The sequence below is a fragment of the uncultured Agrobacterium sp. genome (genome assembly GCF_913777885.1).
In the GTDB taxonomy this organism is placed as follows: domain Bacteria; phylum Pseudomonadota; class Alphaproteobacteria; order Rhizobiales; family Rhizobiaceae; genus Agrobacterium.
In genome coordinates this window covers 194,578-209,820 of sequence record NZ_CAJYTV010000003.1, presented here as the reverse complement: position 1 = coordinate 209,820, position 15,243 = coordinate 194,578, and the positions used below count along the sequence as shown (strand labels likewise).

18 protein-coding genes are annotated in these 15,243 nt (G+C 59.7%); 11 read left to right on the top strand and 7 right to left on the bottom strand.

Annotation, left to right across the window (positions count from 1 at the left end; translation table 11 throughout):
- Positions 1-5: 5 nt before the first annotated feature.
- From QZ869_RS01985 to QZ869_RS01975, 3 genes are read right to left on the bottom strand one after another with little or no spacing between them, the layout of a single operon-like run.
- Positions 6-788 (bottom strand): heme ABC transporter ATP-binding protein, encoded by a 783-nt coding sequence (locus QZ869_RS01985; RefSeq protein WP_296102218.1) that lies wholly within the window; start codon positions 786-788, stop codon positions 6-8.
- A complete protein-coding gene (locus tag QZ869_RS01980) occupies positions 785-1,873 on the bottom strand; it encodes an iron ABC transporter permease (protein WP_296102216.1) in 1,089 nt (362 codons plus the stop codon). Before QZ869_RS01980 ends, QZ869_RS01985 begins: the two co-directional genes overlap by 4 nt.
- Positions 1,870-2,757 carry a hemin ABC transporter substrate-binding protein gene (locus QZ869_RS01975; protein ID WP_296102214.1) on the bottom strand — a complete coding sequence of 296 codons (888 nt, stop codon included), beginning with the start codon at positions 2,755-2,757 and terminating at the stop codon, positions 1,870-1,872. Before QZ869_RS01975 ends, QZ869_RS01980 begins: the two co-directional genes overlap by 4 nt.
- A 184-nt stretch (positions 2,758-2,941) precedes the next feature.
- Here QZ869_RS01975 and QZ869_RS01970 point away from each other — a divergent pair, with 184 nt between their 5' ends.
- From QZ869_RS01970 to QZ869_RS01955, 4 genes are all read left to right on the top strand, one after another.
- Positions 2,942-3,289, top strand: a complete 348-nt coding sequence (locus QZ869_RS01970) for an antibiotic biosynthesis monooxygenase (RefSeq protein WP_296036309.1) — start codon at positions 2,942-2,944, stop codon at positions 3,287-3,289.
- 14 nt (positions 3,290-3,303) lie between these two features.
- A complete protein-coding gene (hutX, locus tag QZ869_RS01965) occupies positions 3,304-3,819 on the top strand; it encodes a heme utilization cystosolic carrier protein HutX (protein WP_296036306.1) in 516 nt (171 codons plus the stop codon).
- A 245-nt stretch (positions 3,820-4,064) separates the two neighbouring features.
- Positions 4,065-4,949 carry a formyltetrahydrofolate deformylase gene (gene purU, locus QZ869_RS01960; protein ID WP_296020221.1) on the top strand — a complete coding sequence of 295 codons (885 nt, stop codon included), beginning with the start codon at positions 4,065-4,067 and terminating at the stop codon, positions 4,947-4,949.
- Positions 4,950-5,049: 100 nt separating this feature from the next.
- Positions 5,050-5,409, top strand: a complete 360-nt coding sequence (locus tag QZ869_RS01955; RefSeq protein WP_296020224.1) for a hypothetical protein — start codon at positions 5,050-5,052, stop codon at positions 5,407-5,409.
- A 57-nt stretch (positions 5,410-5,466) separates the two neighbouring features.
- Here QZ869_RS01955 and QZ869_RS01950 read toward each other — a convergent pair whose 3' ends face one another.
- Together QZ869_RS01950 and QZ869_RS01945 are read right to left on the bottom strand one after the other, a co-directional pair.
- Positions 5,467-6,840, bottom strand: coding sequence for a sensor histidine kinase (locus QZ869_RS01950; RefSeq protein WP_296036304.1), 1,374 nt, complete (start codon positions 6,838-6,840; stop codon positions 5,467-5,469).
- A complete protein-coding gene (locus QZ869_RS01945) occupies positions 6,837-7,517 on the bottom strand; it encodes a response regulator transcription factor (RefSeq protein WP_112358502.1) in 681 nt (226 codons plus the stop codon). The genes QZ869_RS01950 and QZ869_RS01945 overlap by 4 nt, the downstream gene beginning before the upstream one ends.
- Positions 7,518-7,645: 128 nt before the next feature.
- Between QZ869_RS01945 and QZ869_RS01940 the strand changes: the two genes are divergently transcribed.
- The 7 genes from QZ869_RS01940 to QZ869_RS01910 all read left to right on the top strand — a co-directional run bounded on the left by QZ869_RS01940 (position 7,646) and on the right by QZ869_RS01910 (position 13,879).
- On the top strand, positions 7,646-8,713 hold the full coding sequence (locus QZ869_RS01940) for an ABC transporter substrate-binding protein (protein WP_296036302.1): 1,068 nt from the start codon (positions 7,646-7,648) through the stop codon (positions 8,711-8,713).
- 322 nt (positions 8,714-9,035) lie between these two features.
- Positions 9,036-9,980 carry a tripartite tricarboxylate transporter substrate binding protein gene (locus QZ869_RS01935; RefSeq protein WP_296016682.1) on the top strand — a complete coding sequence of 315 codons (945 nt, stop codon included), beginning with the start codon at positions 9,036-9,038 and terminating at the stop codon, positions 9,978-9,980.
- Positions 9,977-10,471, top strand: coding sequence for a tripartite tricarboxylate transporter TctB family protein (locus QZ869_RS01930; protein ID WP_296102213.1), 495 nt, complete (start codon positions 9,977-9,979; stop codon positions 10,469-10,471). The genes QZ869_RS01935 and QZ869_RS01930 overlap by 4 nt, the downstream gene beginning before the upstream one ends.
- A 95-nt stretch (positions 10,472-10,566) precedes the next feature.
- Entirely contained in the window at positions 10,567-12,084 is a 1,518-nt protein-coding gene (locus QZ869_RS01925) for a tripartite tricarboxylate transporter permease (RefSeq protein ID WP_296016679.1), read from the top strand.
- 172 nt (positions 12,085-12,256) lie between these two features.
- A complete protein-coding gene (locus QZ869_RS01920; RefSeq protein ID WP_296078333.1) occupies positions 12,257-12,517 on the top strand; it encodes a hypothetical protein in 261 nt (86 codons plus the stop codon).
- Positions 12,518-12,639: 122 nt separating this feature from the next.
- A complete protein-coding gene (gene dps, locus QZ869_RS01915; RefSeq protein WP_296016686.1) occupies positions 12,640-13,134 on the top strand; it encodes a DNA starvation/stationary phase protection protein Dps in 495 nt (164 codons plus the stop codon).
- Between the two features lie 541 nt (positions 13,135-13,675).
- On the top strand, positions 13,676-13,879 hold the full coding sequence (locus tag QZ869_RS01910; RefSeq protein WP_296016676.1) for a CsbD family protein: 204 nt from the start codon (positions 13,676-13,678) through the stop codon (positions 13,877-13,879).
- Between the two features lie 72 nt (positions 13,880-13,951).
- On the opposite strand, the gene QZ869_RS01905 is transcribed toward QZ869_RS01910, so the two are convergent.
- A complete protein-coding gene (locus QZ869_RS01905) occupies positions 13,952-14,341 on the bottom strand; it encodes a PAS domain-containing protein (RefSeq protein ID WP_296016675.1) in 390 nt (129 codons plus the stop codon).
- Between the two features lie 401 nt (positions 14,342-14,742).
- Positions 14,743-15,132, bottom strand: a complete 390-nt coding sequence (locus QZ869_RS01900) for a hypothetical protein (protein ID WP_296102211.1) — start codon at positions 15,130-15,132, stop codon at positions 14,743-14,745.
- Between the last annotated feature and the right edge of the window lie 111 nt (positions 15,133-15,243).

The following is a 15,243-nucleotide window of genomic DNA, read 5'->3' as shown; positions in this document are numbered from 1 at the left end:
GCGGCCTAACGATGACGCGCCTGCGGCAGCACATAGGCAATGTGATCGGCTGGCAAACGCCCCACTGCGCCACCCACGCCATACACACGCGCAATCGTTTCGTCGTTGATGGTTTCGAGCGCTGATCCGCAAGCCGTCACAGCCCCTCGGTGCATGACGATAAGTTGATCGGCAAACTCCGCTGCGAGATTGAGATCATGCAGGATCGCCAGCACCGTGCCGCCAGCGGCAACGAAGTCTTTGGCTGTTTCCAGGACCGAAATCTGATGGCCAAGGTCGAGGCTTGAAGTCGGTTCATCCAGCAGCAGCACGCGGCTTTCGCCATTCTCCAGCGGATACGGGACCTGCGCAAGTGCGCGGGCAAACTGCACCCGCTGCTGCTCTCCGCCCGACAGCACATTATAGGCTCGCCCCTCAAAACCGCTTAAACCCACTTTCGCAAGCGCCCGTCGGGCCTGTTCATCGGGAATGCGAGAACCCTGGGCGACGGCTCCCATCCGCACGATTTCAAGAGCGGTGAAAGGAAAGGCGAGCACCGTGCTCTGCGGCAAAACGGCGCGAAGGCGGGCAAGCTGCACAGGAGAGAAGACGGAGAGGTCGACATTGCCATAAGCCACCTCTCCCGCATCCGGCGCCAGCTCGCCGCACAACACCTTCATCAGCGTTGACTTGCCCGCGCCATTCGGCCCGATGATGACGCTGAAGGTGCCAGGTGTCAGGCTAATGGAGACGTTATCGATGAGGTGCCGTTGTCCACGCGTGACAGTGACATTGCGCGCCGAAATCATGTCGTGCTCCTCAACCCGAGGCCGTTCTTGCCAAGCAGCAGGAAGAGGAAGACCGGCGCGCCGATCAGCGCCATCACCACGCCGATCGGAAGTTCGGCAGGCGCAGCAACGGTGCGCGCAAAACTGTCGGCCAGCAGCAGCAGTGCTGCTCCCCCGATTGCCGATGACGGCAACAGGAAGCGATGCGACGAGCCTATGACGAGGCGCAACAGATGCGGCACGACGATGCCAACGAAGCCGATGGAGCCGGCGGCTGCGACACTCGCGCCACAAGCGGCCGCCACCACTACGATAACGATGCGCTTCAGCCGCTGCACAGGAATGCCCATGTGGAAGGCTGCCGCGTCGCCAAGGATCAGCGCATCGAGCCCCTTGGAAACGAAGGGAATGCTGGCAAGGATCGCCAGCATGAAGGGCAGCGTGGCCAGCACCTTGGTCGACGTTGCACCACCCAGAGACCCGAGGCTCCAGAAAGTGATGTCGCGCAGCGCCCGGTCATCGGCCATGAAAATCATCAGGCCGGTCAGCGCGCCGCTCAAGGCAGCCACCGCAATACCGGCAAGGATCAGCACCGTGGTCGACGTCGCCCCATTGCGGGTGGCGATCAGATAAAGCAGGAAGGTGTTGATCAGCCCACCGGCAAAGGCCATCACCGGCAGAAAGTGAACGCCGAGAAAGAGCGAAAGGGGTGCCAGAACCCCGCCACCCAGCGCCAGAGCAGCCACGGCAAAGAGAGCAGCGCCCGAAGTGACGCCCACCAGACCGGGATCGGCGAGCGGGTTGCGAAACAGCCCCTGCATCATCGCACCGGAAACGGCAAGTGCCGCGCCGATCATCAGACCGAGCCCGGTGCGGGGTAAACGCACAGCCTCAAGAATAACGCGGTCGCGCGCATCCATGTCCGCTGCACCGCCGGTAAAATAGAGCCAGAGTTCATGTAAGCCCACACCGGTTGGGCCGCTTGCCAGCGACACGAGGCAGGCGAGAAGCAGGATGAGGCAAAGCGCGACAAGGGTAAGTAGACCCTTGCGGGATCCATCCCCCGGCACTCGTCCCACCGTCGCATTCATCGCAACAGCGCTCACGGCTTGACGATCTCCGGATAGAGCTTCGATGCCAGCTCGCGTCCGGCAGCGGGCGTGCGTGGACCAAAGCCGATCAGGTAAAGTCCGTCCATGCTGATCAGGGCTTTTGCAGCAGCGGCAGGTGTGGACTGGAAGGCGGGCAGCACAAAGACATCGTCTGGCTTTGCCGCGTGATCGCCACGCTGCATGGTAAGAATGACATCGGGGGCTGCGGCAATCACCGCCTCATCCGTCAGTGGCTTGTAGCCGGTGATCTCAGGTGCGGCATTGACGCCGCCTGCAAGCTCGATGATCGCTGCCGCCTCGGTATCCTTGCCCGCGGCCATGATGCGCCCACCCGCCATGGACAACACGAAGAGCACACGCTTTTTCTTGGTCCCGACGGCAGAAACATCCTTGGAGAGAATAGCCAAGTCGGCATCGACCTTGTCGGCCAGAACCTTGGCCTTGTCTGCAAGGCCGACAGCCGCACCGACATCCTCGATCTTCTTGCCGATCGCCTTTGCATCTGGCGGCGTATCCACCGTCATCATCGGCACTTCGCTGGCTTTCAAAATGCCGATCACGTCCGGCGGGCCGGCACCATCTTCAGACAGGATCAGGTCCGGCTTCTGCGCCAGAACGCCTTCGGAAGAGAGCGCCCGCATATAGCCGACATCCGGCTTGGCGGTGACCTCTGCGGGATAGGTGCTGGTCGAATCGCGGGCAATCACCCGGTCGCCCGCACCAAGCGCGTAGAGAATTTCCGTGATTGTGCCGCCGACCGAGACGATCCGCTTGGCGTCCGGATTGCCCTTCTCAGATGCCCCCGCCGGGAGCGACACGGCAATGACCAGCGCTGGCAAAAGAACACCAAGGAAAGCGGAACGAACGGAAATCGGCATGTGAGAACCCTGCTATCGAACAGCGCGGCAAGACCGCCGCACATAAGTTGAGTTATTTACACATCTTTAAAACACGCACAATCCATTAAAGTGGAGTATTTCACCTACCTTTTAGATTTTGCTCTTTTCATTTGGCGAAGCGCTCAATATCCTGACTGTCAAACACCACTTAATGGAGACAAAAATGTTTATTGCAATGAACCGCTTCCGCGTTGTCCCGGGCTATGAGGAAGCCTTCGAGACCATCTGGCGCGAGCGCAAGCGCCACCTGAGCGAAATGCCGGGCTACCTCGAATTCCACATGCTGAAGGGCGCGACGGCAGAAGACCATACGCTTTATGCCTCCCACACCGTCTGGGCCACCAAGGAAGACTTCACCGCTTGGACGCGCTCCGAGCAGTTCCGTGCGGCACACGCCAATGCCGGCAACAATCGCGGCAAGGTCGAGTATCTCTCCGGCCCGCATTTCGAAGGCTTCGACGTCATCATCCATGAGGACAAGAACGGCGAAACACTCTCGGTCGCCGCATGACGATGAGTGCGCTGATGACAGACGAAGCCGATGAGCGACGCCGCCGCGCTGAAGCAGCACTGGCCGAAAAGCCGGATGGCGTGGTGGAAGCCATTGCCGGCAGGGCAAACGTGACGCCCGCCGAGATTCTGGCGATTCTGCCGCACGGTGCCGCAATCCAGGCGCCTTCTGAAAGCTTCAACCCCATCTGGGATGAGCTGCGTAGCTGGGGCGAAATCCTGATGGTAGTCCAGACGCCGGATATCGTCTTCGAAGTGGCGGGCACGCTGCCGGAAGGCAGCGAAGGCCATGGCTGGTTCAACATCCATGGTGACAGCCCGATTGGGGGCCATATCAAGAAGGAGGCGTGCGTCTCCATTGCCTTCGTCGACCGCACCTTCCACGGACGCCGTTCGCTTTCGGTCTGGTTCATGAACGCGGCGGGCAATGCCATGTTCAAGATCTTCGTGCGCCGCGATGCCGAGAAGCAACTGCTTGCTCACCAGGTGGTCCGCTTCGAGACCCTGCGCGACAGTTTTGCGCCTGATTGAAGCGCTTCAAGCCTGCCGCGCGCCACAGCGCGGCGGCTTTCCGCTAGCCGAATGCGCTTGCCCACGCCGCGTCAATGCACTCCTGCTTTGAACATCGGATGTCGCTCCCGGCATGTTCAGCGCGCCTTGCGTGCCTTATGAATTCAACACATTGATCTGAAGCGTGAAAGGGATGCAGCGGAAGACTTGCGCTGACGCCTGCTTGCGCTATTAGGCACCAGGAAGACCGCGAGGGGACAGACCAGATGACGACCTATGTATTGACCGTAGCCTGCCAATCGACACGCGGAATTGTCGCCGCCATCTCAGGCTATCTCGCGGAAAAGGGTTGCAATATCGTCGATAGCTCGCAGTTCGACGATCTTGAAACCGGCAAGTTCTTCATGCGCGTCTCCTTCATTTCAGAAGAGGGCGTGTCGCTTGCAGAGATCAAGCAAGGCTTCGCGCCGGTTGCCGAGCGTTTCAAGATGGAAGCCGAAATATTCCATGATGGCGAGCGTACCAAGACGCTGCTGATGGTGTCGCGTTTTGGCCATTGTCTCAACGACCTGCTCTACCGTTGGAAGATAGGCGCGCTGCCCATCGATATCGTTGGCGTCGTGTCCAACCACTTCGATTACCAGAAGGTCGTCGTAAACCATGATATCCCCTTCCACCACATCAAGGTGACGAAGGAAAACAAGCCGAAGGCAGAAGCGCAGCTGAACGACCTGATCGAAAGCACCGGCACCGAACTCGTGGTGCTGGCGCGCTACATGCAGGTTCTGTCTGATGACATGTGCCGCAAGATGTCCGGCAAGATCATCAACATTCACCACTCCTTCCTGCCAAGCTTCAAGGGTGCCAACCCCTACAAGCAGGCCTATGAGCGCGGCGTGAAGCTGATTGGCGCCACCGCCCATTACGTCACCGCCGATCTCGACGAAGGCCCAATCATCGAGCAGGACACGGTGCGCATTACCCACGCACAGTCGGCAGAGGATTATGTTTCGCTTGGCCGCGATGTTGAAAGCCAGGTACTGGCCCGCGCCATCCACGCCCACATCCACCACCGCACCTTCATCAATGGCAACCGCACCGTGGTCTTCCCGCCAAGCCCGGGATCCTATGCGTCAGAGCGGATGGGCTGATAGCTTAAGCCTCGGGGAAGCCGAAATTAATTTTGGGCAATAAGCAACTGACAGCGCGCCGCGCCGTTTCTCTTGCGCAGTCCAACCAAGAGGCTTCCTCATGAAAAAGCTGATTATCGCAGGCGCCGCACTCTTCCTCGCGGCCGGAACCGCTTTCGCGCAGCAGCCACCTCCGCCGCCCCCGCCAGCACCGCCGGCCGATGGCATGGCCAAGCCTGATGCACCTCCGCCCCCGCCACCGCCAGGTCCTCGCGGCCCCATGGAACGCGGCCCCGGCCCAGATGGCCCAGGCCCTGACGGTCCACGCGGTCACATGCCTCCTCCGCCGCCGCCTGCCAAGGGCGCGCATTTCCGCATCGAAAACGGCGACAGCAAGATCGACGTAAAGTGTGCGGACGACGAGCCCATGAAGGCTTGCGCCGACATCATGATGCAGATCATCGACAAGGTGAACGAATAAACCTTCTGGAACGGGCGGGATGGCGATCAGCTGCCCTGCCCCTTCCATCTTGACCGATCAGAAGCGGATCGACGCTTTCAAGCCCCGCCCATCGGTCCCATCCTCGAGAACAAGCTGCGCCTTGAAGAGCGTCGCAATCTCCTCGACGATCGCCAATCCCAGACCGGCTCCCGGCGCCACATTCCCCTCGCCGCGCGCAAAACGCTGACGCACGACAGCGCGTTTTTCAGGCGGGATGCCGATGCCGTTATCCTCCACTTCCAGACAGGCTCTGCCTTCGATCTTGCGCACCCGCACGGTGATTTCCGAGCCGCGCCCAGCGTAAGCAATCGCGTTGCTGATAAGGTTGCCGAGAAGCTCTCGAAGCAGCAGCGGTTCGGCCTCGACCATTGCGGGCTCGACCTCCTCGAAGCCGAGATCAATATCGGCCTCTGCCGCGCTCGGCACGAAATCCGCCGTGACAGACTGAGCGAGCGCCACGAGATCGACCGCAACGAGGCTCTGTTTCTCGCCCGAGCCTGCGGCATCGATATTGGCCATGCGCAAAAGCTGCGCCAGAATATGCTCTGCATGGGCAACGGAAGCATCACCCTTCTTGGCCGCCGCCTTGGCTTCTTCCAGCGTCTGGGCGCGGGCGGCGAGCGCGAGTTGCGTGCGGATAATAGCAAGCGGCGTGCGCAACTGATGGCTGGCATTGCCGGTGAAGTGACGCAGCGCATCAAGCGCCGATTGCAGCCGCACCATGAAGGAGTTGACCGTCTCCACCAGATTTTCAACCTCAACCGGCACGGATTGCCGGATAGGATGCAGATCGTCCGGGCTGCGCTCGCCAATCGCCTCGCTCAGGCGATACAGTGGACGAAGCGAAATTGTCACCGCCACCCAGACAATGGCCGCAGCACCGAGAATCATCAAGAGCAGGCGTAGCGCCGAGCGCAGGATGATGGCGCGGGCAAGCCGGCTGCGGGCAATGGTGGTTTCCGCAACGGTGACGGTAAAGGGCACTGAATTGATGCCGGTGGAGGCAAAGCGGCGCAGCGCCGCAACGCGGATCGGCTCGCCGCGAAACACCGCATCCTGAAAGCGTGGGCTGTCGCCTTGCAGACCGTTCACCGAAGGGAGGTTCTGATAGCCGGTCAAAAACTGGCCGTTCGGGCCATCCACCCGATAGAAGACGCGATCCTGCGCCGCCGACGTCAGCATTTCCAGCGCGACATAGGGGATGTCGACCTCAAGCGTGCCATTTTCCGCCACCACGACGCGCTCGGCAATGGCAAGCGCCGAGCCGGAGAGTACGCGGTCGGACACGATGTTGGCGGTGTTGATTGCCTCGCGATAGGTATCGGCAAGTGCCACGCAGCCGATGATCGCGGTGGACACCAGCAGCCAGCCGAGAAGCCTGCGCCGCAGCGAATAGGCCACTTTCCTCATTCGGCGGCCTCGGCCAGCCTTTCGAGATAGTAACCGATCCCGCGCGCGGTCTTCACCGTCAGCCCGTGGGGTGCAAGCCGCTTGCGCAGACGGCTGACATATTGCTCGATGGCATTGCCGGAAAGCTCGTCATCGAAACCGGTCAGCGACTGAACGATGGCTTCCTTCGCCACGACCTTGCCCGCCCGCATGAACAGAACCTCAAGCAATGCCACTTCGCGCGCCGGCAGATCGAGCGGATGACCGCCCGCCGAAAAAGTCCGGGACGTGAGATCGAAGGAGACATTGCCGAAGCTGACCAGCGAAGAGCGTAAGCCAGCATTGCGCCGCAAAAGCACGCGCACCCGCGCCTCGAACTCGGCAATATCGAAGGGCTTGATCATGTAGTCGTCAGCGCCGAGATCGAGTCCCTTGACCTTCTCTTCCGGCGTGCCGCGGGCCGTCAAGATCAGAACGGCCGCCTTGTCCTGGCGCGCGCGCATGGAGCGCAGCACGTCGATGCCATCCTTTTCCGGCAGGTTGAGATCGAGAATAACAAGGTCGAAATTCTCCGCCGCAATTGCCGCATCCGCCGAATTGCCATCCGACACCACATCCACGGCATAGCCGCTGCCGCGCAACAGCGCAGACAGTCCCTCCGACAGAACCTGATTGTCCTCCACCAGCAGTATGCGCAAGCGTAAAACCCCTCTCTCATCCAGACGTTAGCGAAGTCGATATCGCTTGTGAATGGTCTGCGCGAGAAAGCAGACGCTTATGCAGGCGCGACTTGTGAAGATTACCGCCCTGCGGCATGATCGCGCCCATGCGTATCGCCCTTGCTCTTTGTGTCCTTCTTCTAGGCAGTGCCGCGTCTCAGGCGCAGCCAGTGCTTTTTCCGGCATTGTCCGGCAAGACGGACGTCCAGACGCTGGTGGTCTACTCCTCGCTGGATGAGCCGCTGGCGACCCCGATGATCGAAGGGTTCCAGCGCGCCAACCCGGACGTCGCCGTATCCTATGAGGACATGCTGACCGGCGAGATTTACGACCGCATCGTGGAGGAGACCGATAGCGGCAGAAGGACGGCGGACTTCGCCTTCTCCTCCGCCATGGACTTGCAGGTAAAGCTCAGCAATGACGGCTACGCGCAGCGCTCCGATCTGCCCGGCAGCGCGCTTTGGCCCGCCTGGGCCAATTGGCGCAATACCGCCTACGCGCTGACTTTCGAGCCCGCCGTTTTCGTCTATCACAAGCCAAGCTTCGTCAACGAGAAGCCACCCGCGAGCCGGGCTGAATTCGTCGAGTATCTGCAACGCCACGCCAAAGATGTGCATGGCCGCATTGCCACCTATGACATCGAGCGCTCCGGCGTCGGCTTCCTTTTCATGTCGCGCGACCAGGAGCAGTTCGGAGATATCTGGAATGTCATCAAGGCCATGGGGGCCGCGGGCGTCAAAGTCTATTCCACCAGCTCCGCCATTCTGGAACGCATCTCCGATGGCCGCTTCGTGCTGGGCTACAACATCCTTGGCTCCTACGCCGCAGACTGGGCCGCCCGTCACCCGGATGTCGGCATCATGCTGCCCAGCGACTATACCGTGGTCATGTCGCGCATCGGCCTCGTGCCGCAAGCCGCCGCCAATCCGGAACTCGGACGCCGCTACCTGCAGTTCTTCATGTCGAAGGAAGGCCAGACCATCATGGCACGGCAGCTGCAGATCCCGGCCGTCAGCCCGGAAGTGGCCGGCGAAAATACCGCCAACACAATGCAGGCCATCCATGGCGCACAATTGCGCCCTGTCCCGGTCAGCCCCGGCCTGATGGTCTATCTCGACCAGGTGAAGCGGGCGCGCATCATCGAGCGCTGGAACGAGGCCTTGCGGTCGCAGTAGACGGCCAACCTTTCCCATTATTCCTGCGACAAGCACAGGAAGGAGGAAACTTCACGCAAACCGCACGTCACAGCCCTCGCCGCAAAAATTAACAGCCGGTAAACGCTGCAACCATCCATCAGCGTCAGTTAAATGACAGCTTTGTGTGGTGCTCTGCAATTCTTCTTCATGCCGTGGAGGCGGGTGAGGAAGCGGGAGGCAAGTCTCATCGCAGTGTACCGTTCAACAGGCAGCGTCTTCGCGCCATGTCGGCAAATCTGCGTGCTCCTTCCGTTGTCAATGATCGCAACGATGCCCAAACGGCATTCAAGGAGGATTCACTTTGAAGCATTTTTTCCTCGCCTCGCTTCTGGCTGGCGCCATCGCTCTTCCCGCAGCAGCTGCTGATTACACCATCATCGCGCCTGCCAATCCGGGCGGCGGCTGGGACCAGACGGCCCGCTCGCTGCAGACGGTTCTGCAGGAAGAAGGCATTTCCAAGAGCGTGCAGGTTCAAAACGTTCCAGGCGCTGGCGGCACCATCGGTCTGGCCCAGTTCGCAAGCCAGCAGAAGGGCAACGCCAACGCGCTGATCGTTGGTGGCTATGTCATGGTTGGCGCTATCCTCACCAACAAGGCACCTGTGACCCTCAAGGACGTCACCCCGATCGCGCGTCTGACCGGTGAATATGAGGCGGTCGTTGTTCCGGCCTCCTCGCCGATCCAGACGATGGCTGAACTGATCGAGCAGCTGAAGAAGGACCCGGGCAGCGTGTCCTGGGGCGGCGGTTCGGCTGGCGGCACCGACCACATCACGGCGGGCCTGATTGCCAAGGCAGCAGGCGTCGATCCGACCAAGATCAACTACATCGCCTATTCCGGCGGCGGCGAAGCGCTTGCTTCCATCCTCGGCGCGCAGGTCACTGCCGGTATTTCCGGCTATGGCGAATTTGAAAGCCAGGTGAAGGCTGGCACGCTTCGCCTTCTCGCTGTCACCAGCGCAGAGAAGCTTCCAGGCGTTGACGCACCGACCCTGAAGGACAGCGGCCTCGACGTGGTCGTGCAGAACTGGCGCATGGTTGCCGCTCCTCCCGGCCTGACGCCCGATCAGGAAAAGGCCGTCAATGCCGATATCGAGAAGCTGGTCAAATCCGCCAAGTGGCAGGAAACGCTGAAGACGAAGGGTTGGACGGATACCTATCTCGCCGGTGAAGCCTTCAAGGCCGAACTTGCCAAGGATACGGCTGCAACCGAGACCATTCTCAAAGACATCGGACTTGTAAAATGAACCAGGGTATCAACCCCTCACAGACACAAAAACGCCGCCCTGATTGGGCGGCGCTCCTCATCGCGGTGGCGCTTGTCGCCATCGCTGCCGTCATCTTCTGGGATTCCGGCCGTCTGGCCAGCGTTACCGGCTATTCGCCGGTCGGCCCCGCCACCGTGCCTTATGCCATCGCCTTCTGTCTTGTGGGTCTGGCGATCTGGACCGCCATCGAAGCCTGGCGCGGAGAGTTTCCTGAGCGTGACAAACAGGAGGTCGCACCCGTTGTCTGGGTTGTTGCCGGTCTTGCTGCACAGATGCTCCTGTTGAACATTGCAGGCTTTTCGATCGCCACCGGCCTGCTGTTTGCCTTTACCGCACGCGCCTTCGGCAAGAAGAAGCTGCACTACTCGATCCCGCTCGGCATCGTGATCAGCTTCGTCGTCTGGTTCATCTTCGCGCGTCTGCTGCAACTGTCGCTTCCGGCTGGCCCGTTCGAACAACTTTTCATCTGATCGCGACCAAGTTTTAGAACAACAAAGATCAAAGGCTTGACCGCAGCGGGATGCGAACTCCGCGGCAGCCTCGCCCGACAGGGGGACATCTGTCTATGAGCACATTCGAATTTCTATTGCACGGTCTTGAGGTTGCAGCCCAACCCATGAACCTGCTCTACGCGCTGATCGGCGTGACGCTCGGCACCGCCGTGGGCGTTCTGCCCGGTATCGGCCCGGCGCTGACCGTCGCCCTTCTCCTGCCCGTCACCTACCGGCTTGATCCCGCAGGTTCGCTGATCATGTTTGCCGGTATCTATTATGGCGGCATGTATGGTGGCTCGACCACCTCGATCCTGCTGAATACGCCAGGCGAAAGCGCCTCGATCGTGACCGCGCTGGAAGGCAACAAGATGGCCCGCAAGGGTCGTGGCGGTCCAGCGCTTGCCACCGCCGCCATCGGCTCCTTCGTCGCTGGTCTGATCGCAACGATCGCGCTCGCCTTCGTCGCGCCCTATATCGTCAAGCTGGCGCTGGTCTTCGGCCCGCGCGAATATTTTGCGCTGATGGTTCTGGCCTTCGTCACCGTTTCGTCCGCTTTCGGCGATTCCGCGCTGCGCGGCCTCACCTCGCTCTTCATCGGCTTTGCCCTTGCGATTGTCGGCATCGACCAGCTGACGGGTCAGACGCGCATGAGCTTCGGGGTGCCGGATCTTCTCGATGGCATCGAGGTCACCACATTGGCGGTCGCCATGTTCGCCATCGGCGAGACACTCTTCATCGTGGCTCAAGGCCAGACAGGCGAAGACAAGGTCGAAGCCGTCAAGGGTTCGGTCTGGATGAGCGCGCAGGACTGGGCACGCTCCTGGAAGCCATGGCTGCGCGGCACCTTGATCGGCTTCCCCATTGGCGCCATGCCTGCGGGCGGCGCGGAAATCGGCACCTTCCTGTCTTACGCGACCGAAAAGAAGCTGACCAAATATCCGGAAGAATTTGGTGAAGGCGCCATCGAAGGTGTGGCCGGTCCGGAAGCGGCCAACAATGCCTCGGCTGCCGGTACGCTCGTTCCGCTTCTGACGCTCGGCCTGCCCACCACGGCAACGGCTGCCATCATGCTGGCCGGTTTCCAGCAATATGGCCTGCAACCCGGCCCGCTGCTGTTTGCCACCAACCCGCAGCTCGTCTGGGGCCTGATTGCCAGCCTCTTCATCGCCAACCTCATGCTGCTGGTGTTGAACCTGCCGCTGATCGGCCTCTGGGTGAAACTGCTGACCATTCCAAAGCCATGGCTCTATGCTGGCATTCTGCTGTTTGCGACGCTCGGCACCATCGGCGCCAACCCCTCGGTCTTCGAACTCGGCATGCTGCTGGCATTCGGTATCCTCGGCTACATCATGCGCATCTTCGGCTATCCGATTGCGCCAGCCGTCGTTGGCCTTATCCTCGGCCCGCTGGCCGAACAGCAGCTGCGCCGTGCGCTGGCCATCGGTCAGGGTGATCCTTCGGTGCTCTTTACCTCACCGATTGCCGTCGGCCTCTTCCTCGTCGCTGCCGCCGCCTTCATCATTCCGCTGATTATGCGTATCCGTGGACGTGGACAGGTTCTGACGCAGCTTGCGGCCAACGAAGACTGATACCGAACGACGAAACCTCCCAAGACCGGCAGCCCCGCATCGTTTTCCGATGCGGGGTTTTTTCATGGCTCGATGCTCCGATGAGATCGCCATGCACTGCAATCCGGAACACACGCCACCGAACCTGAGTTAAACTCATTAGTATTCACTCTGTGACAGCCATGGGACCATCATGCGAAAGCTCAGCCTTCTTCTCGTTCTGGCGCTTGCCTCCTGTACTTCGACGGCCTCAAGTGTCGAGCCAATCCCCGGCAGCATCACCTATGGCGGTCAACCGCATGGCAGGCTGACCAAAGCCCCTGCCGGTTCCACAATGAGCCACAGTTTCAGAACCGGTGACGGTCGTCTCGCTCTGGAAACCTACCGTATAGAGCCGGACCGCTCACTGACGCTGCTGCGTCGCGAAATCATCAGCGACTATCCGGAAAACTGAACCTTCGCCATAGCGGGGCGGAATTTTCGACGCGCCTCTGAAACGCGGCGGAACATCATACGGCCCTGTCCGTTGCTCTCGTGAAAATGAAGATGCGGAGCGTTTCCGCACCCGTTCAGGAGATGACAATGAAGACTCACAAGACCAAAAACGACCTGCCCTCCAACGCCAAGGCAACGGTAATCGGGCTTTTGAACGAAGCGCTCGCCTCGATGATCGACCTGGCGCTTCTGACCAAGCAGGCCCACTGGAACCTCAAGGGCCCTCAGTTCATCGCAGTCCACGAGTTGCTCGACAGCTTCCGCAAGCTGATCGACAACCACACAGACATTGTCGCCGAACGCGCCGTTCAGCTGGGCGGCACCGCACTTGGAAGCCTCCAAAGCGTGTCCTCCACGACCAAGCTGAAGGCCTACCCCACGGACATCTACAAGATCCATGACCACCTGGCAGAGCTGATCGAGCGCTATGGCGACGTCGCCAATCTGGTGCGCAAGTCGATCGATGAGGCGGATGAGGCGGGCGACGCCAATACGGCCGATATCTTCACCGCGGCCTCTCGCGATCTCGATAAATCGCTCTGGTTCCTGGAAGCCCACGTACAGGAAAAAGCCTGACACGAAAAAGCGCCCGGAATTGACCGGGCGCTTCTCTCTAACTGAAACTAAAACCGAAGCGGATTGAAGCTATTCAGACCTGCTCCGGCGTTTTGGGCCATCCATAACAGATCGGCGTCACATCCGTAGCGCCCGATTTACGTCAGTGGCGCCTCAGAACCGCTTTTCCGATATCTCGAAGCAGATCGTGATCGAGTATGCCGCGCTGAGCGCTGCGGATCAGTATGGCAGCGCACTCATTGGCAACCGGGCTGCTGCGATCTTCAAGGCACTCGAAACAAACACCGTCAAAGATCGTCTGCAGATCCGTAATTTGCTGGGGCGACAATTGTGCGCCAACTCGTTGAAATGCCGCGTACGACAAGGCTCATCCTCCCGTAACATGCTGACAAACGATGTAAATTTCCGTGAACGATTAAGTTCTACACCCGATCGAATCAGAAGTCGAATCAGATTTTAACCAATTATCAATCACTCAATAATTGGAACCGGCTCTTCTTTCAGCCGTTACTTTGACAGACTATAATAGAGGAGACACATCATGGATTGGAACCGCGTAGAAGGTAACTGGAAGCAGGTCAAGGGCAAGATCAAGGAACAGTGGGGCAAGCTCACAGATGACGACCTTGATCAGATTGCAGGCAAGCGCGACCAGCTGGAAGGCAAGATCCAGGAGCGCTACGGCGTCGAAAAAGACCGCGTCAAAGACGACGTCGACAGCTGGTATGGACGCCAGAGCTGGTAAGAGGCGCAGCGAAAGCGCCAAAACTCCACGAGCCGCGCCACCTGCGGCTCGTGTGGCATATGGCGTGTGATTTTACTGGCGCAGCCCCACACCGCCAAGCAGTTTTTCTACAGTTATGTCTATCATCCAGCCAACACCTTTGATCGGCATCCTGTCTCGATCGTAAATGATCCGGCCCCCAACTCTGATCCACCGATAACGCTCAGGATCGATTTCGATCTCATAATCCTCCTGGTACAGGTTGCCATTGAGGAGATTGTCGTGGATGGCCTTCGCTACTCTTTCCCGGCTGGATGGTGCGACCCTCATCAGAAACGCCTCGATCGTCATTCCCTCCGCCCCTTCCGCCTCCGAAAACCCGCAGATCGCGGCACTCACCCGGTCTAGCGAAAGCCAGTTCTCGGTGACGTCCCAGGAATAATACCCTACCTCGTTGATGTCCTTGCCTAAAAGGCAATCCATATCCCTCTCCAAACGGGCGCAACCCTACCGTGCGCCCACATTTTGCTCCGTAGTGCGAAGCCGCGATCACGCTATGTGACAAACATAAGACAACACTAACATTTATAAGACCGTAGGGTGAAGCAGAGTTCCAGCCGTGTGGTATTTTATCAACGACATTCGTGAACTGGCCTACACCAAGGTTAAGCTCTGCGACGGTTTTCCGATGTCCACACGCGAGAAATCGCCACACCCTTTCGGCTGCGAGCAGTTTTTACCTCAGCCTCTATGATGTCGAAGCGTTCGCCCTCTTCGGCGCTGAGATTCCATGTGGATGCCTTAGGGAGCTTGTGTTAAGTTGCGATACAGGAAAGGGAGCCTGGCAAGCCAGCGCTCCCTTCTGTCATGTTTATGCCTGCACGTTAATTGGCCGGGCAATTTGTCTGAGATGAGTTGCCGGCTGTTGTGCCCTGATTTCCATTTGCACCGGGCGCGCAGTCGGTGTTGTTGGTATCAGAATTTGGCGTGGGAGATGCGGCACCGGAGCCATTCGTGCCAGGCGCCGTTGTGCCAAGTGCGGTCGTCGTGCCTGAGCCGGTCGTGCCAGCGCCGGATGAACCGGTTCCGGATGCGCCAGTACCAGACGCACCGCCAGCGCCTGCGCCGGTACCCGTACCATCAGAACTTGAGCTGGAACCCGCACCGGCAGCGCCAGAGCCACCAGCGCCTCCAGAACCACTGCCCGCACCCTGAGCCATCGCCAAAGACGCAAAACTCAACGCAAAAACCGTTCCAACGAGAATCTTCTTCATCTGCTTTCCTCCAAGCGTTGTTGTCGTTACGCTAATCCAACAAGTCGGAGGGCACTCTGTTCCTATTTATATATTTCCGCTGTGGCGGAACAAACCGGTGGCGACTCAAGA